At 63.0% G+C, this 22,096-nt stretch carries 25 protein-coding genes and 1 pseudogene; 18 read left to right on the forward strand and 8 right to left on the reverse strand.

Going from position 1 to position 22,096, the window contains the following annotated elements; genetic code table 11:
• Positions 1 to 51: 51 nt before the first annotated feature.
• Entirely contained in the window at positions 52 to 444 is a 393-nt protein-coding gene (locus FHX10_RS26975; protein ID WP_047614341.1) for a hypothetical protein, read from the forward strand.
• A gap of 67 nt (positions 445 to 511) precedes the next feature.
• Positions 512 to 682 (forward strand): hypothetical protein, encoded by a 171-nt coding sequence (locus FHX10_RS26980; RefSeq protein ID WP_164735918.1) that lies wholly within the window; start codon positions 512 to 514, stop codon positions 680 to 682.
• Between the two features lie 27 nt (positions 683 to 709).
• Here the strand turns inward: FHX10_RS26980 and FHX10_RS26985 are convergent, their stop codons facing one another.
• The 3 genes from FHX10_RS26985 to FHX10_RS26995 are packed head-to-tail and all read right to left on the reverse strand — an operon-like array spanning position 710 to position 3,754.
• A complete protein-coding gene (locus tag FHX10_RS26985; RefSeq protein WP_184390621.1) occupies positions 710 to 1,873 on the reverse strand; it encodes a Gfo/Idh/MocA family protein in 1,164 nt (387 codons plus the stop codon).
• A 10-nt stretch (positions 1,874 to 1,883) separates the two neighbouring features.
• Entirely contained in the window at positions 1,884 to 2,807 is a 924-nt protein-coding gene (locus FHX10_RS26990; RefSeq protein ID WP_184390623.1) for a TIM barrel protein, read from the reverse strand.
• 32 nt (positions 2,808 to 2,839) lie between these two features.
• A complete protein-coding gene (locus FHX10_RS26995; RefSeq protein WP_184390626.1) occupies positions 2,840 to 3,754 on the reverse strand; it encodes a sugar phosphate isomerase/epimerase family protein in 915 nt (304 codons plus the stop codon).
• Positions 3,755 to 3,924: 170 nt separating this feature from the next.
• Between FHX10_RS26995 and FHX10_RS27000 the strand changes: the two genes are divergently transcribed.
• Positions 3,925 to 4,956 (forward strand): LacI family DNA-binding transcriptional regulator, encoded by a 1,032-nt coding sequence (locus FHX10_RS27000; protein ID WP_184390628.1) that lies wholly within the window; start codon positions 3,925 to 3,927, stop codon positions 4,954 to 4,956.
• 38 nt (positions 4,957 to 4,994) lie between these two features.
• Here FHX10_RS27000 and FHX10_RS27005 read toward each other — a convergent pair whose 3' ends face one another.
• Positions 4,995 to 5,900, reverse strand: a complete 906-nt coding sequence (locus tag FHX10_RS27005) for a S1C family serine protease (RefSeq protein WP_063476672.1) — start codon at positions 5,898 to 5,900, stop codon at positions 4,995 to 4,997.
• A 124-nt stretch (positions 5,901 to 6,024) separates the two neighbouring features.
• On the reverse strand, positions 6,025 to 6,966 hold the full coding sequence (locus FHX10_RS27010) for an AraC family transcriptional regulator (protein ID WP_183909369.1): 942 nt from the start codon (positions 6,964 to 6,966) through the stop codon (positions 6,025 to 6,027).
• Positions 6,967 to 7,086: 120 nt separating this feature from the next.
• On the opposite strand from FHX10_RS27010, the gene FHX10_RS27015 reads away from it, so the two are divergent.
• The 3 genes from FHX10_RS27015 (at position 7,087) to FHX10_RS27025 (ending at position 10,499) form a co-directional block, all read left to right on the forward strand.
• Positions 7,087 to 8,043: an SDR family NAD(P)-dependent oxidoreductase gene (locus FHX10_RS27015; protein ID WP_097630703.1), complete on the forward strand. Its 957-nt coding sequence runs from the start codon at positions 7,087 to 7,089 to the stop codon at positions 8,041 to 8,043.
• Between the two features lie 374 nt (positions 8,044 to 8,417).
• Entirely contained in the window at positions 8,418 to 9,821 is a 1,404-nt protein-coding gene (locus tag FHX10_RS27020) for a PLP-dependent aminotransferase family protein (protein ID WP_132574008.1), read from the forward strand.
• Positions 9,822 to 10,130: 309 nt separating this feature from the next.
• Positions 10,131 to 10,499 (forward strand): DUF983 domain-containing protein, encoded by a 369-nt coding sequence (locus tag FHX10_RS27025; protein WP_047614356.1) that lies wholly within the window; start codon positions 10,131 to 10,133, stop codon positions 10,497 to 10,499.
• Here the strand turns inward: FHX10_RS27025 and FHX10_RS27030 are convergent.
• The gene (locus tag FHX10_RS27030) at positions 10,469 to 11,395 is read right to left on the reverse strand and encodes a LysR substrate-binding domain-containing protein (protein WP_132574006.1); all 927 of its coding nucleotides are present in this window, start codon (positions 11,393 to 11,395) and stop codon (positions 10,469 to 10,471) included. The genes FHX10_RS27025 and FHX10_RS27030 overlap by 31 nt on opposite strands.
• Before the next feature lie 143 nt (positions 11,396 to 11,538).
• Between FHX10_RS27030 and FHX10_RS27035 the strand changes: the two genes are divergently transcribed.
• The 4 genes from FHX10_RS27035 (at position 11,539) to FHX10_RS27050 (ending at position 14,297) form a co-directional block, all read left to right on the forward strand.
• Entirely contained in the window at positions 11,539 to 12,150 is a 612-nt protein-coding gene (locus tag FHX10_RS27035; protein WP_063476677.1) for a glutathione S-transferase family protein, read from the forward strand.
• Between the two features lie 60 nt (positions 12,151 to 12,210).
• Entirely contained in the window at positions 12,211 to 13,143 is a 933-nt protein-coding gene (locus FHX10_RS27040) for a pyridoxamine 5'-phosphate oxidase family protein (RefSeq protein ID WP_097542681.1), read from the forward strand.
• 112 nt (positions 13,144 to 13,255) lie between these two features.
• A complete protein-coding gene (locus FHX10_RS27045) occupies positions 13,256 to 13,717 on the forward strand; it encodes a DUF1348 family protein (RefSeq protein ID WP_097542680.1) in 462 nt (153 codons plus the stop codon).
• Positions 13,718 to 13,739: 22 nt separating this feature from the next.
• A complete protein-coding gene (locus FHX10_RS27050; protein WP_184390629.1) occupies positions 13,740 to 14,297 on the forward strand; it encodes a TetR/AcrR family transcriptional regulator in 558 nt (185 codons plus the stop codon).
• Positions 14,298 to 14,418: 121 nt separating this feature from the next.
• On the opposite strand, the gene FHX10_RS35505 is transcribed toward FHX10_RS27050, so the two are convergent.
• Positions 14,419 to 14,550: a hypothetical protein gene (locus tag FHX10_RS35505; RefSeq protein WP_280178068.1), complete on the reverse strand. Its 132-nt coding sequence runs from the start codon at positions 14,548 to 14,550 to the stop codon at positions 14,419 to 14,421.
• A gap of 156 nt (positions 14,551 to 14,706) precedes the next feature.
• On the opposite strand from FHX10_RS35505, the gene FHX10_RS27055 reads away from it, so the two are divergent.
• Both FHX10_RS27055 and FHX10_RS27060 read left to right on the forward strand, forming a co-directional pair.
• On the forward strand, positions 14,707 to 15,408 hold the full coding sequence (locus tag FHX10_RS27055; RefSeq protein ID WP_097542678.1) for a hypothetical protein: 702 nt from the start codon (positions 14,707 to 14,709) through the stop codon (positions 15,406 to 15,408).
• Between the two features lie 54 nt (positions 15,409 to 15,462).
• Positions 15,463 to 15,768 carry a Dabb family protein gene (locus FHX10_RS27060; RefSeq protein WP_003546748.1) on the forward strand — a complete coding sequence of 102 codons (306 nt, stop codon included), beginning with the start codon at positions 15,463 to 15,465 and terminating at the stop codon, positions 15,766 to 15,768.
• 283 nt (positions 15,769 to 16,051) lie between these two features.
• Here FHX10_RS27060 and FHX10_RS27065 read toward each other — a convergent pair whose 3' ends face one another.
• Complete coding sequence (locus FHX10_RS27065) at positions 16,052 to 17,275, reverse strand: MFS transporter (RefSeq protein ID WP_097542910.1); 1,224 nt, start codon at positions 17,273 to 17,275, stop codon at positions 16,052 to 16,054.
• A 523-nt stretch (positions 17,276 to 17,798) separates the two neighbouring features.
• Here FHX10_RS27065 and FHX10_RS27070 point away from each other — a divergent pair.
• The 6 genes and pseudogenes from FHX10_RS27070 to FHX10_RS27095 form a co-directional block, all read left to right on the forward strand.
• Entirely contained in the window at positions 17,799 to 18,047 is a 249-nt protein-coding gene (locus FHX10_RS27070; protein ID WP_025554677.1) for a hypothetical protein, read from the forward strand.
• 54 nt (positions 18,048 to 18,101) lie between these two features.
• A complete protein-coding gene (locus FHX10_RS27075; RefSeq protein WP_018241306.1) occupies positions 18,102 to 18,773 on the forward strand; it encodes a response regulator transcription factor in 672 nt (223 codons plus the stop codon).
• A complete protein-coding gene (locus FHX10_RS27080; protein ID WP_025554680.1) occupies positions 18,763 to 20,166 on the forward strand; it encodes a sensor histidine kinase in 1,404 nt (467 codons plus the stop codon). The genes FHX10_RS27075 and FHX10_RS27080 overlap by 11 nt, the downstream gene beginning before the upstream one ends.
• A gap of 118 nt (positions 20,167 to 20,284) precedes the next feature.
• A complete protein-coding gene (locus tag FHX10_RS27085; protein ID WP_025554682.1) occupies positions 20,285 to 20,707 on the forward strand; it encodes a membrane protein in 423 nt (140 codons plus the stop codon).
• Positions 20,708 to 20,757: 50 nt separating this feature from the next.
• Positions 20,758 to 21,979 (forward strand): annotated as a pseudogene (gene ccmI, locus FHX10_RS27090) (c-type cytochrome biogenesis protein CcmI).
• Positions 21,976 to 22,096 (forward strand): cytochrome c maturation protein CcmE (locus tag FHX10_RS27095; RefSeq protein WP_184390631.1); only part of this gene is annotated, 121 nt, incomplete at its 3' end. The pseudogene ccmI and the gene FHX10_RS27095, both read left to right, overlap by 4 nt.

A 22,096-nucleotide genomic window follows, 5' to 3' on the forward strand; every position in this document is an offset into this window, starting at 1 on the left:
GTCCGGCGTCGCCGGACGGCGCAACCCGAACAGTAGACAGGGAGAATTCCAATGTCCGTGCAGAGCAGCAGCAAGACATCGATTACCCAGCGTTTCGACAATTACCAGCCATCCAAGACGCTTCTCGTCTGGGCCTGCGTCGTCACGGCGATCGCCACGATGATCATCGGCTTCAGCTGGGGAGGCTGGGTCACAGGCGGCACGTCAAGCAAAGCGGCAGCCGCCGCCGGCGACACCGCACGCGGAGAATTGGCGTCGGCCATTTGCGTCGAGCGCTTCAAGGCGGCGCCGGATGCGAGCGCTAAACTGATCGAGTTCAAAGCGCTTAACGATGGCTACAAGCAGCGTCAGTTTGTCGAGGCGGGCGGCTGGGCAACCATGCCTGGGCAGACCTCGTCCGACAGCCGAAGTGTTCAAGGCTGCGCCACTGCGCTTGCCGTCTGACACCGTTCTTCCAGAGCGCTCCGATATATCTGCGGAGCGCTCCCACTGTTGAAGCAGGAAATGACCCATGATCCGCTTTGAAAAAAAGAGCGACCCGCAGCCAGCCGCAGACGACGCCGGCGGCGAAAGCCTCAAGAAAGTCCCTGAGGCATCAGCCGACGGGCAGAAAAAAGCCGCCAACGACAGCACACGTCGCCGCGCGCCGCAGGCGGCGGAAGATGACGACCGGCTTATCTGAGCATAGCGTCACACCGCGGTTGACGGCCTAGCGATAATCCAGCCAGACCCCGCCGGCGTCGGCGGACCGCACGCAGTTTTCCACCCAGCGCACCCCTTCCAGCCCGGCATCGACATCGGGAAAGACCAGATCCTCAATGCCCGCCGGCGCGAGGCCGCGCGCTCTGTTGATGGCAAAGCCGAAGCGACGGTAGAGGTTCGCCCAGGCTTCGAAAAGGCCTTCCGGATGGCCGCCGCCGATGCGGTCGTCGATCCTGGCCTCGGGATAGAGATAGTCCATGCCGCGCTCGAGAATGCGGGCGGGTTCCCCCTGGATTTCGTAGGAGAGTTGGTTCGGCCGCTCATCCCACCATTCGATGCTGGCCTTCGAGCCGACGATGCGGATCTTCTGGCCGTGCATGGAGCCGGCATTGACGGCGCTCGACCAGATGGTGGCGATCGCGCCATTGTCGTATTCCATCAGGGTCACCGCATTGTCCTCCAGCGGCGCGCGGCTTTTGACGAAGCTCTGGCGGGTGCAGAGGAGGCGGTTGATCTTGAGGTGCGGCAGAATGACCTTGGCAATGTAGAGCGGATGGGTTCCGACGTCGCCGAGGACATAGCTGGGGCCCGCGAATTTCGGATCGACACGCCAGCGCGTCGACGGGTTCTGCTCCTCCACCGCGGCACTGTGGAAGCCGTGCGCAAATTGCAGGTTGACGATGCGGATCTCACCGAGATCGCCATTCCTGACCATGGCGCGCGCCTGCTCGATCATCTGATGGCCGGCATAGCCATAGGTCACGCCGACGATCCGGCCGCGCGCTTTTGAAAGCGCCTTCAACTCCTCGGCTTCGGCGATGGTAAAGCAGAGCGGCTTTTCGCAGATCACATGCAGATCATGTTCGAGAGCTGCCTTGCAGATCGCGAAATGAGTATTGTTGGGTGTTGCGATCGACACCGCCTCGATACCGTCGGCGCGTGCGGCTTCGGCGGCAAACATCGCTGCATAGTCCGGGTAGCTGCGGGCTGCGTCGAGCCCGAGATCGAGACCGAAGGCGTGACCGCGCTCGGGATCGATATCGAAGGCGCCCGCCGCAAGGGCAAAGACGTCGTCGCGATGCGCCGCCGAGCGATGAATATAGCCGATCTGGCTGCCTTTGCCGCCGCCGACCATGCCCCAGCGGATCGGCTTTCGCCTGTCATTCGTCATAGTGTTTTCCCTAAAAACCAACGGACCTGAGGTAATCGCGGCTTTGCTTCACATCGTCGAGGCTGCGGGCGACATTCCTCGGATCGCGCTCCTGCTCGACGGTGATGAAGCCGTGATAACCGATCTCCTCGAGCGTCCGCTTGACGGCGGGGTAGTCGATGACGCCGCCGCCGATCGGGCACATCACGCCCTGTCCACAGGCCTCGAAGAAGCGGATCCTTTCACCGAGCACGCGGTCGAGGACGGCCTGGTCGATATCCTTGAAATGGACGTAGTCGAGCCGGTCGGCATAGCGGCGCAGCGTCTCCACCGGGTCCATGCCGGCATAATAAGTATGGCCGGTGTCAAGGCAGAAGCCGGCGACTGCCTGCGGAATGTCGTTCGCCACCCGCTCGATCTCGTCGGCGAATTCGATATAGCCGCCCGCATGCGGATGGATGACGGCGCGAACGCCGTATTTGCGCTGAGCAAGTTCGGCGATCGCCGTGATATTGGCGATCATCCCGGCCCAGGCCTTGTCGTCGAGGCGCGGCGCACGATCGGAATGGCCGGCGGCATAGTCTCGCTCGTCATGGCCCCAGTCCATGACCGTGAGATAGGGCGTCCCGAACCGCTGGCCCGCCACCTGTTCCGGCTGCGGCAGCCGGGTGATCACGGCACAGATTTCGTCGGTCTGCCGCAGCAATGTCTCCCGATTGTCGGCGCAGACCAGATCGTCGAAGATCGTGCCGGCGACGATGAACAGATTGCGTTCGGCAAGGGCCTTGGCGACCAGCGCATCATCGAGCGGCACGTAGCCGTAGGGCCCGAGCTCAAGGCCGCCATAGCCGGCGGCGGCGGCCTCGTCGAAGACGCGCTCCCAGGCGGGAAGGTTTGGATTGTTGACGTCATCAACGCCCCAGCAGCAGGGGGCCGTCGTAATCGTGATGGTCACGGTTCTGTTCCTGATAGTGGTGATGTCGAGGGTCAGCCGCGTTTCCAGGGCCAGTATTTGTCGACATATTTCTGGATTTCGGCGCGCATGAAGCGGCCGGATTCATCGGCGCGGTCTTCCCAGCCGAAGACGCAAGCGGTGATGATGCCATCGAAGCCGACTGCGGCGAGCGAGGAGAAGAACACATCCCAGTTGATCTCGCCCTGGTACATATCCATGTGCTGATGGATCGTGACCTTGGCGCCCGGCGGGTTGATGATGTAGCGCAGCCCTGACGACGCCTTGTGATTATAGGTATCGGCCACATGCACATGGGCGATCAGCGGGCCTGCATCGCGGATCATCCGCGCCATGTCGTCACCGAAATAGAAAGTATGCGGCGCGCAATAGAGGAACTTGACGTTCTTCGAGCCGATGGTCTTCAGCATGTCGATCGCCGGATGCAGCGTTTCGCACCAGTCTTCCGGATGCGGCTCCATGTTGAGCGTGACACCCTCGCGCTCGAACACCGGAACGAGCTCTTCCATCGAGCGCCACCAGGCTGCCTCGCTGTGCTCGTGGGTGTGCATGCCGCCGCAGCAGTTGGAGCGGTGGCTGCGATCCGGCGACGGGCCGCGGCCGAATTCCGAGTTCATCGTATCGCAGCCCATTTCGGCCGCGATTTCGATCGCTTCCTTCCAGTAGCGCACCGCCGCCTGCCGCTCATCCTCATGCGGGCTCGCCCAGCGATACATCGGCAGCAGCGAGGCGAGCTGGACGCCATGATCCTTCAGCGCCGCCTTGAATTCGGCGATGCGTTCCTTGTGTGCCCGCGGGCGCACCCACCAGGGCAGGAAATCGTCACGCGGCGAAAGCTCGATATGCTCATAGCCGAGCTCCGCCGCCTTGCGGCAGAGGTCGTTGAGGTTGAGGTGACGGTGCATATGCGGGTCGAGTGCGATCTTCATCTGGTTCCTCCGTCATCCCCAGCCATCGCCGGCGGACGCTCCTTGATCTCGTTTCACGCTTCCGGTGCTCCTCCCGGATTGCCGCCACGATACTGCCGCGGCGCCTCGATATTCCAATGCTTCGATGATCAAATTTGATCATTGACCGTGCGAAGCGCCGATGCTCTGCTATGTCAGCTTTGGGAGTGAATAAGCCTGTGACGAAGGTGACTTTGAAGGATGTGGCCCGGGAAGCCGGCGTCGGTACCGCGACGGTGGAGCGCGTCCTCAATAATCGCGGCGGCGTACGGCCGGAGACGGTGGAGAAGGTGTTTCTCGCGGCAAGACGGCTTGAATACCGGCAAAGCCTGCCGGTCGCCCATCGCGGCCTGATCCGGATCGAGGTGATCCTGGTTCGCCCGGAGACCAGCTTCTATTCGCGCCTGAACCGGGCGTTCGAGCGCATCGCCGCCTCGCTCGACGACAGCATCGTCGTTCACCGCACCTTCGTGCGCGAGAACGAGCCGGCGCAATTTGCCCGCTATATCGCCAACCCGACGGCCCGCCGCTCGGCGCTGATCGTGGTCGCGCCCGACCATGCCGATGTCGTCACCAGCGTGCGGAAGGCGGCCGGTCTCGGCATTCCCGTCGTCCAGATCATGACCCGTCCGGCCCCCGAACTGCCCTATGTCGGTATCGACAATTACGCCGCCGGCCGCACCGCCGCCCATTACATGTCGGGCATGCTGGCGCAGCGCCCCGGCTCCTTCGTCGCTCTCTGCCATAGCGGCGCCTATGAGAACCATAAGGAGCGGATCCGCGGCTTCTCCGCCTATCTCTCGGACCATGCTTCAAACGAGCATCGTTTCACCGAAGTCATGTTCGATCTCGACGACGAGCACAATGCCATCGAACTGCTGCAAGCGGCGCTGAGGCGGGAGCCCGGCATCATCGGCGTCTATAGCGCCGGCGGCGACAACAAGGGCGTTGCCAGGGTGCTCGCGGCCAACAAGGCCGGGCGGCCCTTCTGGGTCGGCCACGAATTGACCGGGCAGACGCAGGACTATCTCCGTCGCGGTATCATGTCGATCGTGCTCGATCAGGCGCCGGAGGTCCAGGCGAGGCGTTCGATAGACCTTGCCCTGAACAGGCTTGGTCTCATCGAGGTGGAAGTCAGCACCGAGCCAGTGCGCTTCCTGACGATCACGCGGGAAAATCTTTGAGGTGGATGTAATCGGCGTTTTGGGGCGCCGGCGCGCCCCTATTGCAACTGAGGCTTCTTGAGAAAGCTGTTGCGGTCGGCGGACTTGATGCGCAGCCAGGCTTCCCGGCCGTTCCTGAGGACCCGCATGGGGATCTCGGCGCCGGCGGGACCGCTGCTCCATAGCTTGCGGTAGAAATCGGCCAGGCCGTCGACCTCCTCGTCGCGGATCTCCGAGATGATATCGCCCTGCCGCAGGCCCGCCTGGGCGGCCGGACCGCCTTCGGCCACGCTCATCACCACCACGCCGCCATTGCTCTCGGCGGAGAAGGCACCGAGCCAGGGCCGCGGCGGCTTGTTGACCTGGCCCCGGTTCAACAGATCGTCGAGGATCGGCGGTAAAAGGTCGATCGGCACGACCATGTTGATATCGGCGACCTCGTCGCCCTGGCTCATCTGCAGGCGAAGCGAACCGATGCCGAGAAGTTTGCCGTCCGAACCGATCAGGGCTGCGCCGCCCCATGAGGGATGGGCCGGTGCGGTGAAAATCGCCTCGTCCAGCAGATATTCCCAGTAGCCGGCGAATTCCTGCCGGGCGACGATGTTTGCCTGGACGAATTCTCCGATCCCATCGGCGAGCACGACGGGATCGCCGGGCTTGGCCGTGGCCGCGTCGCCGAGATCCACCGCCGGCGCATTCAGCGGGCCAAGCGCCTGCACCAGGCCGAAGCCGCTCTCCTGATCGTAGGCAAGCGCATGCGCGGGAACGACGCGCCCGTCATGGGTCGTGAGCCATACTTCTTCAGCCTCGGTGATGAGATAACCGATGGTCAGCACCAGCCCGTTGTCGCGAATGACCACGCCGCTGCCCTCCCGGACAGTGCCCAGCGTCTGCGCTGTAAAGGCATCTTCCGGAATGGAGGAACGGACGGCCACGACTGACCGCAGAATCGGATCGATATTCATGCTTTCATCCCGATGGGCGCCGGAGCATTCTTCCTTGAATAGGTAAGAGAATGAACGGCGGGTGCAAGGCCGTATCGGACGGAATTTCGGCAGGCCAACGCTGATGCCTGCACCAATCAAGGTTTCACTGAGCGCCGAGACTATCTCGCATGGCCCCGGGCGGTTGAGCGCGACCATATTGCCGCGGCGAGCATCCCATCACTCTCTTGAAAGCAGTGCTGAATGCGCTTTCGGATTCATAGCCGAGCGACAGGGCAACACCGGCGATTGCTTCGGCCGAGTTCGTCAATCGGTCACCTGCGAGAAGCATGCGCCAGCGCGTCAAATAGTCCATCGGGGCAAGCCCGACCTTTTCCTTGAAGTGGAGAGCAAAACTCGACCGGGACATCGAGGCCCGTTCAGCCAGCGACTGCAAGGTCCACTTGCGGGCCGGATCGGCGTGCACCGCACCGATAGCCGCACCGATCCGCCGGTCGGTAAGCGCGAAAAGCCAGCCGACGCCGCGCGCATTCGGCGATGCGATATGGAGGCGCAATACCTGCATGAGCATGACATGAGCAAAATGCTCCGCCATCAGAAAGCCACCCGGCTGCTGGTCACGCAATTCGCGCGTCATCCGATCGAGACACCAGCGCAGCACGGCGGCGTGATCGGAATCCTTCTTCACATGGACGATCGGCGGCAGGATTCCGAGAAGGATGTCCGAATTTCCCCCCGAAAAGGAAAAACGGCTGCCGATCAGGAAGAAATCGCCGCCGCCGCCGCAAGTCGCAATCCCATCGCGGGCGATCGAATAGATCGCGTCGGACGGGATCGCTTCGAGAGTCGGATCGCTGGCGAGACGAAAGGCTCGGCGGCTCGTCAGCAGAAAGCAGTCGCTTTCCTCGAGGCGGACAGCTTCGGGGACGCCATCGACGCTCAGCCAGCACGCGCCTGATATCACCGCGTTGAACTTGATGCCATCAGGGGGCGGAAAATCGATCGCCCACGCACCGCCAGCGTCAAGCCCAGCGGAAACATAGCTGCGCGGTTTGAGCAGTGCGAGAACATCGGATAATGGGTCCATAAGAAAGCCGGACGATGGCGAAGAGATGACGGACTTTAGCGCATAGATCGTCTGGAGGCCACGCCTTATTCTCGCGGTCGTCGTGCCGAGCGACGGCAACACGGAACAAGGGTAGTTATCATGAATGACAAACAAGTCCCCATCGGCTCCGGATTTGGAGCCTACACGACTGCCGACGAGGTTCTGGCCGGTCTCGATCTTTCCGGCAAGCGCGCCATCGTCACCGGTGGCCATTCCGGCCTCGGGCTCGAGACCACACGGGCTCTGGCGGGCGCGGGCGCTAAGGTGATCATCGGCGCAAGGAGCATCGAGGCGGCGCGCAGCGCGGTCGCCGGCATCGATGGCGTAGAGATTGATCGGATCGACCTTTCCGACCTCGAAAGCGTTCGCGTCTTTGCCGAGCAGTTCGTCGCGTCTGGCCGCAGCATCGATATGGTGATCAACAGCGCCGGCATCATGGCCTGCCCGGAAACGCGCGTCGGCGACGGATGGGAGGCACAATTCGCGACCAACCATCTCGGCCATTTTGCCTTGGTCAATCGCCTTTGGCCGGCAATCTCGCGCGGCGCTCGCATCGTTTCGGTTTCCTCCGGGGGCCATCGCAACTCCGCCATACGATGGGAGGATATGCAATTCGAGACCGGTTACGACAAATGGCGGGCCTACGGCCAGTCGAAGACTGCCAACGCACTTTTCGCCGTGCATCTGGACAGGCTCGGGCGCGACAGCGGCATCCGCGCCTTCTCGCTGCACCCGGGGAAGATCTTTACCCCCTTGCAGCGCCATCTCGCAAAGGAGGAAATGGTCAGTGCCGGCTGGATCGATGCGGACGGCAATCCGATGGATCCGACGTTCAAGACGCCATCCCAGGGGGCCGCCACGCAGGTCTGGGCGGCGACCTCGCCGCAACTCGACGGTATGGGAGGCCTCTATTGCGAAGACTGCGATATCGCCATCCGCGCAACGGATGGAGAACCCGGCGGTGTCAGCGACCATGCAGCCGATGCCGAGGAGGCAGCGCGCCTATGGATCCTGTCGGCAAGGTTGACCGGCATTGACGCTTTCGCGGCGGCCTGAAGCCATAGCTCGCGGCAAACCCTCGTCAATGCGTGCTGAGACGCTGCCGATTGTCTTGCCGTCCTCGTGGCTCACCCGGGACTACTCGGGTGAAAGCCCGATCAACTCGATCCGCAGCGCCTCGCCGGGGCGGATGTTGCCGGAAAAGAGATCCCACGGTGGATGACGGCTGACGTGCCAGATTGTATTTGCGCAAATAGCAGTCAAATCCGGCGACAATCCGTCATTAAAACGTATCAAGGAGTGCGCAAAAGCTGTGCCATACCGGCCAGCGTCGCTTCCCCAACTTGGCGCGCGACATTTTTCGTGACAGCGGCATTGTGCAACAATATACCGTCAATCTCATCAGGAATCAGACTGACACGGATCACGACATGAAAGACTGGCATCCCGATCTCGGCCGCAGCAGCAGTCCTCGTTATATGGCGATCGCCGACGTGATCGAAATGGATTTGCGCAGCGGGCATCTGGTGGTTGGGGACCGGCTGCCGCCGCAACGTGAACTCGCCAAGCGGCTGAATGTCGATTTCACGACGGTAGCCAGAGGTTATGTCGAGGCGCAGAAGCGCGGGCTGGTGGATTCGCATGTCGGCCGGGGCACCTTCGTCACCGGTGGCGCCGACAAGGAGCGCCAGGGTTTTGCGCCCGACGCTGCGCCCGATCCCCGCCGCGCCTCCGTCGTCGATTTCTCGATGAACATGCCGCCGGAGCCGGATGACCCGGAACTGATTGCCCGCATGCGCGAGGGCATGTCGGCAGTGGCGGCGAGCCTCATTCCGCTGCTGCGCTATCAGGGTTTCGGCGGCTCCAGCATGGACAAGGAGGCTGCAGCCTCCTGGCTCAGCCGTCGCGGGCTGGTGCCGTCGCAGGAGCGGATCTTCGTCACGCCAGGCGCCCATCCGGCCCTGCTGGCGATTTTTGGTCTGCTGGCAAAACCCGGCGAAACCGTGCTTTCGGAAGTCATCACCTATCCCGGCATGCGCTCGATCGCCGCCCAGCTGCGGCTCAATCTGACTGGCCTGCCGATGGACGAGGACGGTATCCTGCCCGACGCCTTTGCCGAGGCCTGCGAGAGATTGAAGCCGAAGGCGCTTTATCTCAATCCGACGCTGCAGAACCCGACGACGCTGACCATCCCGGTCAGGCGGCGCGAGGAAATCTGCGCCGTTGCCCGCAAATATCACGTGCCGATTGTCGAAGACGATGCCTACGGCTTCATTCCGCAGCAAGGTCCGGCGCCGCTCGCGGCAACAGCGCCTGATCTGACCTGGCATATTGGCGGACTGGCAAAATGCATCGGTGCGGGCCTGCGCCTTGCCTATGTCGTGGCGCCCGACAGCAAGGCCGTATGGCCCTTCGTCAGCGCCATGCGCGCCAACAATGTCATGGCCTCGCCGCTGACCGTGGCGCTCGCCACCCGCTGGATCGAGGATGGCACCGCCGATACGATCCTGCGCTTCATCCGTGCCGAAGCCGCCGCCCGCCAGCAGATGGTCGCCACCATCCTGCCTGCCGGCAGCTACCGCGCCGATCCGATCAGTTTCAACATCTGGCTGCCGCTTTCCAACGGCTGGACCCGCTCCACCTTCGGCAGCCATACCCGCTCCTCCGGCATCGGCGTCGTCGCAAGCGATGCCTTCACGGTGGAGGGCACGGCGCCCGAGGCGGTGCGCGTCTGCCTCGGCGGACCGATCACCCGGGAGAAGTTGCAGGGCGCGCTGGAATTCATGGCCCATGCGCTGGAAGGCCCGCCCGAGATGGCGGCCTCGTTCTTCTGACGTTCAAGCGTTGCGGCCGAACCTACCGGGCGCATCCGAAAGCCGGAAGCGGTCACCCATCAAATCCGCCGCGACTCGAACCGTTCGGGATGGCCGAATGCGGCCGCCGCATTCGGTGCGCTCCCGTTATGGCGCCGCTCTGATCTCCATTTTCATGTTTGCCGTTGATCAGCCCCGGCCAGCCGGCGGGAAGCCTGCGGCATTCTGACGAGTTGACTGGTAATGCATTTGCAATGTAACTATATTGAATGCATTCAATGTGCGGAATTGATGGAATCAATGTTCCGCGCCAGATAGGACGAGGTCATCATGGACACCGAATATCCGCCACTTCCTCCGATACAGACCGGCATCAGGGGACGCTGCCCGCGTTGCGGCGAGGGGCATATGTTCAAGGGCTTTCTGACGCTGCAGCCGCAATGCGAGGTCTGCGGCCTCGATTATTCCTTTGCCGATCCGGCTGACGGCCCGGCCTTCTTCGTCATCTGCTTCGCCTGCATTCCGAGCGTGCTGCTTGGCGTCTGGCTGGAGGTGGCCTTTTCGGCGCCGATCTGGGTGCAGTTTCTGGTCACCGGCCCCTTCATGCTCGCCACCTGCATTCCGCCGCTGCGGCCACTGAAGGGCTGGCTGGTCGCCAGCCAGTATTTCTACAAGGCGGAGGAGGGCAAGCTCGCCTGAGACTTGTTCAGCGTCGCGCGCAGCCGCGGCGTTGCGAAATCGAGCAGCGCCCGCAATTTCAGCGGCACCAGCCCCTGCGCGGGATAGACGAGATGCGCCGGCGCCGGCGGCGGTTCGAAATCCTGAAGCAGCGGCACCAGCAGGCCGGCCATTTCGGCGCGTGCGGCCTGGTAGGAGAGCACGCGGGTGATGCCGAGACCGGCGACAGCCGCATCGACCGCGGCTTCGGCGGTGTTGACGGCAAGCCGCGAATGGATCGGCACGGTGAGATCGCGTTTCCCTTCAGTGAAGGTCCAGCTCAGCGCCGAGGCCATGCCCTCGAAGGTGACGCAGTCATGCGCGGCGAGATCGCCTGGATGCCGGGGCAGGGCGTGCCGCAAGAGATAATCGGGGCTGGCATAGACCGTGCGGCGGATCGCGCCGAGCCTTGTGGCGATCAGGTTGCTGTCCGGCAGGTTGCCGATCCGGAGCGCCACGTCGATATGATCCTCGACGAGGTTCGACAGCCTGTCGCCGAGCATTAGCTGCAGATTGATATCGGGATAGGCTTTCAGGAAATCCACCACGACGGGCAGGACATGCAGCCGCCCGAAGACGATCGGCGCGGTCATCGTCAACTCGCCTTTCGGCGCACTGTATTCGCCGGCAGCAGTCCGTTCCGCTTCTTCCACCCGGTCGAGAATTTCCCGCGCCGCCTCGACATAGGAGCGGCCCGCTTCTGTCAGCGTGATCTTCCGGTTGCTCCTCTGCAGCAGCTGGGCGTTGAGATGGGCTTCCAGGTCCGAAACCTTGCGGCTGACGGTTGCGAGTGGGGATCGCAGATGCCGTGAGGCGGCCGACAGGCTGCCCTGTTCGACAACGGCGAGAAGCACGGTCATGGCGTCGAGGCGGTCCATCCTATCCTTCCATGAATTGGGAGTATGCCTTCCAGATTAGCATTCTACTGTAGTCAGATGGAAGGCAGTAAATTGGCCGCAGATGGTTTCGAAACGGCCATCGCTATCGCGTCCCGTCGATCAGGAAGACCAAAGGAACCATCATGAAACTCTACCATCACCCGCTTTCCGGCCATTCGCACCGGGCCCATTTGTTCCTGTCGCTGCTTGGCGTGCCCTATGAACTGGTCGAGGTCGACATGGCGGCGGGCGCCCACAAGGCGCCGGGTTTCCTGAAGCTCAATCCCTTTGGCCAGGTGCCGGTCCTTGACGACAATGGCACGGTCATTGCCGATTCCTCTGCCATTCTCGTCTATCTCGCACGCAAATACGGCCGCACTGACTGGCTGCCGGAAGAGGCGGTGGCCGCGGCGCGGATACAGAAATGGCTCTCGGTTGCGGCAGGCGAGATCGCCTACGGGCCATGTGCTGCACGCCTGGTCACCGTCTTCGGCGCCGACTTCCGCACCGACGAGGTGATCGCCCGGGCGCATCGCATTCTGGCGCTGATCGAGGCGGAACTCGACGGCCGCAATTTCCTGCTCGGCGGCAATCCTGTGATCGCGGACATCGCGCTCTACAGCTACATTGCCAATGCGCCGGAGGGCAATGTCGATATCTCGGCCTATCCAAACGTCCGTGCCTGGCTTGCGCGCATCGAGGCGCTGCCGGGCTTCGTCGGCTTTCGCAAGACCAAGATCGGCCTTGCCGCATAAGATCCTCCGGGGCGGATCACCGTCCCGGTTTCCCGAACCATGCCCGCAAGGAGACCCGTGATGCTGGAGCAGACAAGACAGGACGCGCCGTCACCCTGGCATGAAGGTGAACTCGCCATGCAGCGCAGCGTCGGCGTCGTCGAGCGCATGGACGGGCCGGGACGCAATTTCCTCCGCAAGGCCATGCCGGAGCAGCACCGCGCCTTCTTTCCGATGCTGCCCTTTATCGTGCTCGGCGCGGTTGATGCCAAGGGCGACGTCTGGGCGACGGTGCGGGCTGGGCACCCGGGTTTCTTGGTCTCGCCGGAGCCGGAGATCCTTGATGTCAGCCTGGCGCGCGACCCGGCCGATCCTGCCGACGCCGGCATGGAGGATGGCGATGCGATCGCGATGCTCGGCATCCAGCTCGAGACCCGGCGGCGCAATCGGCTGAACGGTGTGATCCGCAGGGCGGATGCCGGAACTTTCCACGTGCGCGTCGGCCAGAGTTTCGGCAATTGCCCGCAATATATCCAGCCTCGCTCTTCCGCCTTTGTCCGCGATCCCGATCTGGCCACAGCGATACCGCCGCTTCATTCCGGCCAGCTCGACGATCGGGCGCGGCGGATGGTCGAGGGAGCCGATACGTTCTTTGTCGCCTCCTATGTCGATCGCAACAATGGTGAACGGCAGGTGGACGTGTCGCATCGCGGCGGCTACGCCGGCTTTATCGATGTCGGCGCCGATGGCGTGCTGACCATTCCCGATTTTCCCGGCAATCGGTTCTTCAACACGCTCGGCAATTTCCTCGTCAATCCGAAGGCGGGGTTGGCCTTCGTCGATTTCGCAACCGGCGACATGCTGCAGATGACGGGAAGAGCCGAGGTGCTGCTGGAGTCCCCTGAGATTACCGCCTTTCCACGGGCGGAACGGCTGTGGCGTTTCACCCCCGAAGCGGTCGTGTTCCGCCCGGATGCCCTGCCGCTGCGCTGGAGCCTGCCTCGCGACCTATGAGGGGAAACACCGTTTCGCCCCACCTTGCCAATCATTGTACCGATCGGTACAATGAAACCATTCAGTACCGGAGAGCTCCTTGTCCAGGAGAACCCCTTGTCCAGGAGAACCTATGTCCAGCCTCGTCCCGCCCTTCACCCTTGAGACCGCCACCCAGAAAGTCCGTCTCGCCGAGGACGGCTGGAACAGCCGTGATCCCGAGCGCGTCTCGCTTGTCTACACGCCGGACAGCCGCTGGCGGAACCGCGCCGAGTTCATCACCGGCCGCGCCGAGATCGTCGCCTTCCTCACCCGCAAATGGGCAAAGGAGCTGGATTACCGGCTGATCAAGGAGGTATGGGCCTTCACCGATCATCGCATCGCCGTGCGCTTTGCCTATGAATGGCATGACGACAGCGGCAACTGGTTCCGCTCCTATGGCAACGAGAACTGGGAGTTCGACGCCGCCGGCCTGATGCAGCGCCGCTTCGCCTGCATCAACGATCTGCCGATCCGGGAATCGGAACGCAAATATCATTGGCCGCTCGGCCGACGGCCGGACGACCATCCGGGCCTGAGCGAACTCGGTCTCTAGAGCGAACCAGGAAAGCCCGCCGGTGAAGACCCTCTACGAACGCGCCGACATCGTACCGCTGCTCGCCGAAATCTTCCGCGAGCTCGGCTATGAGGGCACGTCGCTCAGCCGCATCACCGAACGCACCGGCATCGGCAAGGGAAGCCTTTATCACTTCTTTCCCGGCGGCAAGGAGGAGATGGCGGGCGCCGTGCTCACCGAGGTCGATGCCTGGTTCGAACATGCGATCTATCGGCCGCTGAGAGAGGACGACGCCCATCAGGCGATCGCGGCGATGTGGGCGAATGTGAACGATTATTTCCGCTCCGGCCGCCGCATCTGCCTCGTCGGCGCCTTTGCGCTTGATGAGACCCGGGAACGGTTTTCAGCAGCGATCGGCAACTATTTCATCCGCTGGGTCGGCGCCTTGCGCTCGGCGCTGATGCGGGCTGGCTGTCCGGAGGAGGAGGCGTTGGCGCTCGCCGAGGAGGCCGTCGCGGGCATTCAAGGCGCGCTGGTGCTGTCGCGCGCGCTTGATAATACAGCAGTTTTCACCCGATCGCTGGAAACGCTGGCGAAACGGCTTGATGCTGTGATGTGATGAGTCAGTCCATCGGGACGTTATGGCAACTGTGAAAATTCGCCCGGCCACGATTGACTAGCCGGGGCATTGATCGGGCGCGGGTGGCGCTCCAGCTTACATCGGTATCGCTTTGCGTATATCAGCGTTGTTGTTGAGGCTGTTGGGCCGGGCGCGTATTTTCCCGTTCAGGGCGAATCTGGCGCCATTCGTTTTCCATCTGGTCGACAACGTGCTGGGGAATGGTGGTCGGGGCATTGGCGGGCATCTGCATCGGAAGTCTCCTCTTTTCGTGGTAAGGCTTCAGGGCAAGAAGATGCATTGCACAAGACAAAAGGTGTGTAAATCAGTGGCTTAAACACTTTAAACGATTAAATAGATTTTAATCGATTAAGACGGTTTTAACCATGAAATTTATGGGAAGCGCGGAATGGTTGTCCACATGGATCGGGCCTTCTTTTTCGATACTGTGCGGCGCGAACTCTTCAAGGGAGAGCTGACGCAGCCTCAGGTAGTGGGCATCACGGCGATTCTCGACGCCTGGGAAAGGCGGTTTGCCGATGCCGACTGGCGCTGGCTTGCCTATATCCTCGCGACCGCTTACCACGAGACCGCCTACACGATGCAGCCGGTCCGGGAGACGCTGGCCGAAAGCGATGGGCGCGCGGTCGAAATCCTGGAGACGGCCTTTGCCGCCGGCCGGCTTTCCTGGGTAAAGACGCCCTATTGGCGGCCGGATGAGGATGGCCGCAGCTGGCTCGGTCGCGGCCTGGTGCAACTCACCCATAAGCGGAATTATCAGGCGATGAGCGTGCTGACCGGTATCGACCTCGTTGCCGATCCCGACCGCGCGATGGAGATGGACGCGGCAGTGACGATCCTGATCGAAGGCATGCTGCAGGGCAGTTTTACCGGCCACAAGCTTGCCGATCACCTGAACGCGACGACCGCTGACTGGGTGAATGCGCGCCGCATCGTCAATGGTACCGACCGGGCGGAAAAGCTCGCAGCCTATGCCATGGCGTTCGATGCGGCGATACGTCCCGATGCTGCGCATGGCATGCTGGCGCGGTTGAAGGCCTGGGGCGCGCGTGTTATCGCCCGGCTGAGATCTGGAGCGCCGCGCGTCTGATAGGATGCGCCAAGGTCGCTGCATCATTTTGACAAATCTGACAGGAGCTTGCGCGTGATCCGCCATATCGTCTTCTTCACCGTGCAGGAGGAACATCTGCAGGAGGTGAGGGCCGGGCTTTCCATACTGACCGGCATTCCGCATGCGCGGCTTTTGGAAATCGGCACCAATGTGAAGACCGATCAGCTGGGCACCGAGATCGATCTCGTGGTCTACGGCGAATTCGACGACGAGGCGGCCCTTGCCGCCTACAAGGCCCATCCCGATTATCAGCTCTCGATCGATCGCGTGCGGCCGCTCCGGGAAAAGCGCATTGCCGCCGACTACGACAGCCGCACGGCGGTGACGCGGCCGCTCTGATTTCCCCAGGCAGCCGGCGGCCGAGCCACATTTCGTTGAAATTTCAAGTGGATGAGAAGCCATCCGGATTCGCATCGCCCTGAATCTGAATCAACTTCTGAGCCACCGGATTCAATTTTCGAAAAGGCGACGGCAACCGATTCAAAAGATTCGCCAAAAGCGGCGGCCGGTTCATCGCCAGATCGCTGCAGCGGTCGCGTTGGGTGGACGCAAAGGTGCTCTCGTCCCGATGTCGATGATAATCAAGACAGATTAAGAATGGCTGATTTTACGGGCTGGGCTCTCACGGAGCGACCGGACTTGGCTGCGATGCGTGGGCGCCGCGCACCAGCCCCATCAGCATCAATATGAAGGCCAGTGACAATGCCGCGAGAGCGGCGCAGGCAAAAAGTGCCGGGCCGGTGCCGGCGCGGTCGAGGATGGCGGTGAAGACGACGGGAGCGATGGCATTGGCGAGGTTTTGCGGCAGCGACAGCCGGGCCGATTGCAGGCCATATTCGCCCGGCGAGAACAACGCCAGCGGTAGAAGCGCGCGGGCGACGGTCATGACGCCGGCGCCGAAGCCGTAGAGCAGCACGAAGGTGATGAGCAGCGGCGCCGACGGACTGGCGACCAGCATCGTCAGGAAACTGATCAGCATCAGCCCGATGCCCATGACAGCGCTGAGCATGGGATTGCCGCGCCGGCCGAGCAGCATGTCGAGGAAACGCGCCGAGATGCCGAGAACGCCGCGCGCTGAGCCGAGTTGTAGCGCGAAGGCCGGTGAGGCGCCGGACTGGCGGAAGATTTCGAGCAGCGATGGCGAGATGCCGAAGGTGATGAAGGTCGTGATCGTCGTCGCCGCGGCAATCAGCAGGAAGGCCTTGCGCCGCGCCGCGCTGGTGAGCGGCACCGGAGCGATTTCGGCCGTGCTGCCTTCGGCCTGCGCTACGATCGGTTTCGGCAGGGCGAAAAGATGCAGCGGCAGGCAGACGAAGAATTGCAGCGCCGCGCAGACGAGAAAGGTGAGCCGCCAGCCGACCGCCTCGTTGAGCAGGCTGAGGATCGGCCAGAAGATGGCGCTCGATAGTCCGGTGAACAGCATCAGGATGGCGATGACGCGTTTGCCGTTTACCCCTTCGCGCTCGACGACGGCGGTATAGGCCGGCGCCGACAGGCCGAACGCGCCGCCGATGCCGATGACGACCCAGGCGCAGGCATAGAGCACGATGCCGTTTGCGGCGGCAAGCAGCAGCAGGCCAAGCGCAAAGGTCAGCGAGGCGGCCGAAAGCACGCGGGCGGCGCCGTAGCGGCCGAGCCAGCGGCCGGTCACGGGGCCGGCAATGGCGCTGACCATCATCATGATCGTCAGGCCGGCAAACGCCACCTCGTTCGGCAGGCCGAGAGCAGGCGCCACGACGCGGCCCATGACACCCAGCATGTCGAATGTTGTGCCCCAGCCGATCAGCTGGGTAACGGCAAGCACGGTGACCGTCTGCGCCGAGCGGAAGCGGGAGGATTTTGGCATTGGTGCTGAGCGGCCTGAAATGGGGAGCAGCAAGGACATAACAGTTTCAACCAGTCGGCGAAAGCGGCGATCGGCATTCCGTCGCGCCATGTGCGCCTTTCCCCGATCGGGCGAAAAGATGGAATGATGACATGAATGACACGAAACATCGGTACAATTTCAGGACGACCCGTTGCGGGCTGAAGCGCGCGGACATCGGCCGGTCTATACGGCTGCGGTCGGCCGGAATCGGAACGGCGTGGCCGATTCGCAGACAATGGCCGTGGGGTGGGGCCTGCCGGCTCCACGCCTTAGCGGGAGGTGATGAAGAATGCGTGGATACCAAGGCCGGAGGGCATCATTTTCAAGCGCCGGGCAAGGCCGTCGGAGCTTGCCGCGGCGGTGGTTTCCAGGCGCTGAAACCGGCTGTCCCGAACAGTCGAGAACAGTTCTAAACGCCCTGCATTACAGCGCATTCATTTGCCATTCAGGTCGCGTGAGTACATATTCGGGACAAGTTGGCATTACCTTGAAAGCATAACACATGGCCTTTCCTCTGAGCGTCGCAGCATTGGCCGCCGGACTGGTGGTATCGGCGCCCTCATCGGACGCCACGAGCACCCTTGTCCTGCGCGTGGCAGGCGATTGCAGCGCCGCCGCAGCCCAGGTCGTCGAGCAGACGGGCGGCCAGCTCCTGTCCGTGCAACCGGTGGGCGATACCTGCATCATCACCGTTCTTGTGCAGGGCAATGGGCAGCGTCCACGCAAAGTGACGGTAAAGGTTCCGATGTAAGCGGAATCGGCTTATTCAGGACATTGATGATTTCAAGCGGACGAAGGCGGACCGATGCGCATCCTGGTAGTCGAAGACGACGTTAATCTGAACCGGCAGCTGGCCGACACGCTGAAGGAGGCGGGCTATGTCGTCGACCAGGCGTTCGACGGCGAGGAGGGCCATTTCCTCGGCGACACCGAACCCTATGACGCCATCATCCTTGATATCGGCCTGCCGGAGATGGACGGGGTCACCGTTCTGGAAAAATGGCGCGGCGCCGGCCGCGGCGTGCCGGTGCTGATCCTGACGGCGCGCGACCGCTGGAGCGACAAGGTCGCCGGCATCGACGCCGGCGCCGACGACTACGTCACCAAGCCCTTCCATGTCGAGGAAGTGCTGGCCCGCATTCGGGCGCTGATCCGGCGTGCGGCCGGGCATTCCTCATCCGAGATCATCTGCGGCCCGGTGCGGCTCGATACCAAATCCTCGAAGGCGACGGTCAACGGCACGACGCTGAAGCTGACCTCGCACGAATATCGCCTGCTCGCCTATCTCATGCATCACATGGGCGAGGTCGTCTCGCGCACCGAGCTGGTCGAGCACATGTACGACCAGGATTTCGACCGCGATTCCAACACGATCGAAGTCTTCGTCGGCCGCCTGCGCAAGAAAATGGGCGTCGACCTGATCGAAACGGTGCGCGGTCTCGGCTACCGCATCCAAGCGCCGAAACATGCGAATTAAGTCGCTCACCGCACGTGTGTTGCTGCTGACCACGGTCTGGTCGACGGTGGCGCTCGTCGTGATCGGCCTGTTGATCTCCACCCTTTACCGCAAGAGCGCCGAACGCGGTTTTCAGGATCTGTTGCGGGCGCAGCTTTATAACGTCATCAATTCGGTGACGATTGGCGATCAGGGCGCGCTCAGCGGCAGCCCGCAGCTCGGCGATTTGCGTTTTGCCCAGCCGAAGACCGGCTGGTACTGGGTGGTGGAACCGCTTGGCACCTATACCACAGCACCGCTGGTGTCGCCGTCACTCGGCTCTGCGCTCATTCCGGTTCCCTCGGTGGTCGAAGCGCCCTTCGACAAGAATTACGAGCGCTACTACCAGGTGACGGATGCCTCCGGAAACCGCGTGCAGGTGGCCGAAACCGAAGTCGTGCTCGATACCGACGGGCGCGCAGCCCGCGTCCGCGTCACCGGCAATGTCGATGTCGTCGAGGACGACGTGCGCACCTTTTCCCACAGCCTCTATCTGGCGCTCGCCGGTTTCGGCGTCGGCAGCCTGATTGTCAACGCGCTGGCCATTCTCTACGGCCTGAAGCCGCTCGACAAGGCGCGCGCCGCACTGGAGCGCATCCGTGCCGGCGAGAGCGAGCAGTTGAAAGGCGACTTCCCGCGCGAGATCCTGCCGCTCGCCAACGAGGTGAACGCGCTCATCGACAGCAACCGCCGCATCGTCGAGCGGGCCCGTATGCAGGTCGGCAATCTCGCCCATTCGCTGAAAACGCCGATCGCCGTGCTCTTGAACGAGGCGCGTGTCTTGGAAAAATCCCATGGCGAGCTGGTGCGCAGCCAGGCGGAATCGATGCAGGGGCAGGTGCAGTCCTATCTCAATCGGGCCCGCATCGCCGCGCAGCGCGAATCCGTGCTCGCCCGCACCGATGCCGAGCCGGCGCTGGAGCGGCTGGTGCGCGTTATGCGCCGGCTGAACGTCGATACCGAATTCGATCTCGTCGTCTCGCCGCCGCATCTGGCCGTCGCCATGGAGCAGCAGGATCTCGAGGAGACCGTCGGCAATCTCCTGGAGAATGCGGCGCGTTTTGCCAAAAGCAGGGTGCGGCTTTCGGCCGTCGAGGCCGGCGACGACGTCAAGGGAGCGGAGGCCAGCGCACGCCGCCACTGGGTGGAGCTCGCCGTCGAGGATGACGGGCCGGGCCTGGAGCCGGACCAGATCCGCGAGGCGCTGAAGCGCGGCCGCAGGCTCGACGAGAGCAAGCCCGGAACCGGGCTCGGGCTTTCGATCGTCACCGAGATTTCCAGCGAGTATCAGGGACGGCTCGAGCTTTCCCGCGGCGAATGGGGCGGGTTGAAGGCGAAGCTTATCCTGCCCGGCATCACAAAGGATGTTGCATGAGCAACTACTTGATGTCACAAAGATACTGGCAAATGTATAGCATGCTTTGCCTTAATGCTGACACGGGGACGCTGCACTTCGATCGGCTGAAATTGACCCCTGATCGTGGTTCGACGCAATGATTTTACGCTCGCAAGGCATGATCGTTTCCGCTCTTCTCGTCGCCGTTGCGCTGTCCGGCTGCACGACGACGAAGAGCGCTGCTTCGCGCGGCATTTTTTCAGGCAAACCCCCGGCATCGGCCACCTTCATCACCGCGCTGCAGGGCGGCATCGTCGGCCGCAGCGGGGTGAACTTGAACGATAGCGACAAGCAGCGGGCGCTCGAGGCGGAATATCGGGCGCTGGAAGGCGCCGCCGTCGGCCAACCGGTGCTGTGGACAGGCAAGGATGTCACCGGCAAGGTCGTCGCGGCCGCACCCTATCAGGTCGGTTCGCAGAACTGCCGGCAATATACCCATACGCTGACCGTCGACGGCAAGGACACCGTGGCGCGAGGCGCTGCCTGCCGCAACGAGGACGGCAGCTGGTCGCCGCTCTGAATTGCGGCTTATAGCCTCAAATCTTCGTCATTCCGGCTTTGGCAGTTGGAATGAAGGCGCGCTTCACGTATTTGGGCCGGTATGCTGTTCTGGATTCTCGTTGCCGTTTTGACGGCAGTCGTCGCCGTCATCCTGCTCTACCCCCTTCTGCGCGGAGCGAAGGCGGCGGAAAATATCCGTGCGGGCGAGGCGGCAGTCTATCGCGACCAGCTGCGTGAACTCGACCGCGACCTCAGTGGCGGGCTGATCACCCCGGAGGAGGCAGACTACGCCAGGGCGGAAATCGGCCGCCGGCTGATCGCCGTCTCTGCCGACGAACCGGTTGAGACGCCGAAACCCGCACGGCATCACCGTTTCACCGAGGCCTTCGTCCTGCTGGTTCTGCCGGTTCTCGGGCTCTGTCTTTACTTGGCGACGGGCAGGCCGGACCTGCCCTCGCAGCCGCTGGAAGCGCGGCTGGAAAACCCCGGCAACGATGTGGCGGTGCTGATCACCAAGGCCGAACGGCACCTGGCCGAGAAGCCCGATGACGGCAAGGGCTGGGACGTGCTGGCGCCGATCTATTTCCGCACGATGCGCGTCAACGATGCGCAAGTGGCCTACCGCAATGCCATCCGGCTTCTCGGCCCGAGCCCGGTCCGGCTCGACGGCCTTGCCGAGACGCTGATGGCGGTCTCCGACGGCGTGGTGACGGAGGAGGCGCGCCAGGTGCTGGAACAGTCGCTGACGCTGGAGCCTGACAATCCGCGCGCCCGCTTCTACATCGCTCTCAGCAGCGAGCAGGCGGGACGGCCCGATGAGGCGCGCCAGGCCTTCGAGGCGCTGGCGAAGCAATCGCCGCCCGATGCGCCCTGGCTGCCGCTGGTCAACCAACACATCGCCAAGAACGGCGGCGCGCAGGTAGCTGTTAATCCGGGCGCCAATCCGGCTGCCCCGGGCGCCAATCCGGCTGCCCCGGGCGCCGTTTCGGCTGCCCCGGGCAATCCCACGCAGCAGGATGTTGCAGCCGCCGAGACCATGAACGCCGGCGACCGGCAACAGATGATCCGCGGCATGGTCGAAAGCCTCGATGCCAAGCTCAGCGAGGATCCGAACAATTTCGAGGGATGGATGCGGCTCGTCCGCTCTTACGCCGTATTGAACGATAGGGATCGTGCTGCCGGCGCGCTGAAGCGCGGGCTTGCAGCCTTTCCGCCGGCCGGAGAGCAAGGCCGACAACTGCTGGCGCTTGCCCGGGAACTCGGCATAGCAACGGAAGGAATGGCGCAATGACGCGCAAGCAGAAGCGCCTGGCGGTGATCGCCGGCGGCATGGGCTTCATTGCCGCCGCCGTGCTGCTGGTGATGTTCGCCTTCAGCCAGTCGGTCGCCTATTTCTACATGCCGGCCG

Source organism: Rhizobium sp. BK591, from assembly GCF_014195045.1.
In the GTDB taxonomy this organism is placed as follows: Bacteria; Pseudomonadota; Alphaproteobacteria; order Rhizobiales; family Rhizobiaceae; genus Rhizobium; species Rhizobium anhuiense.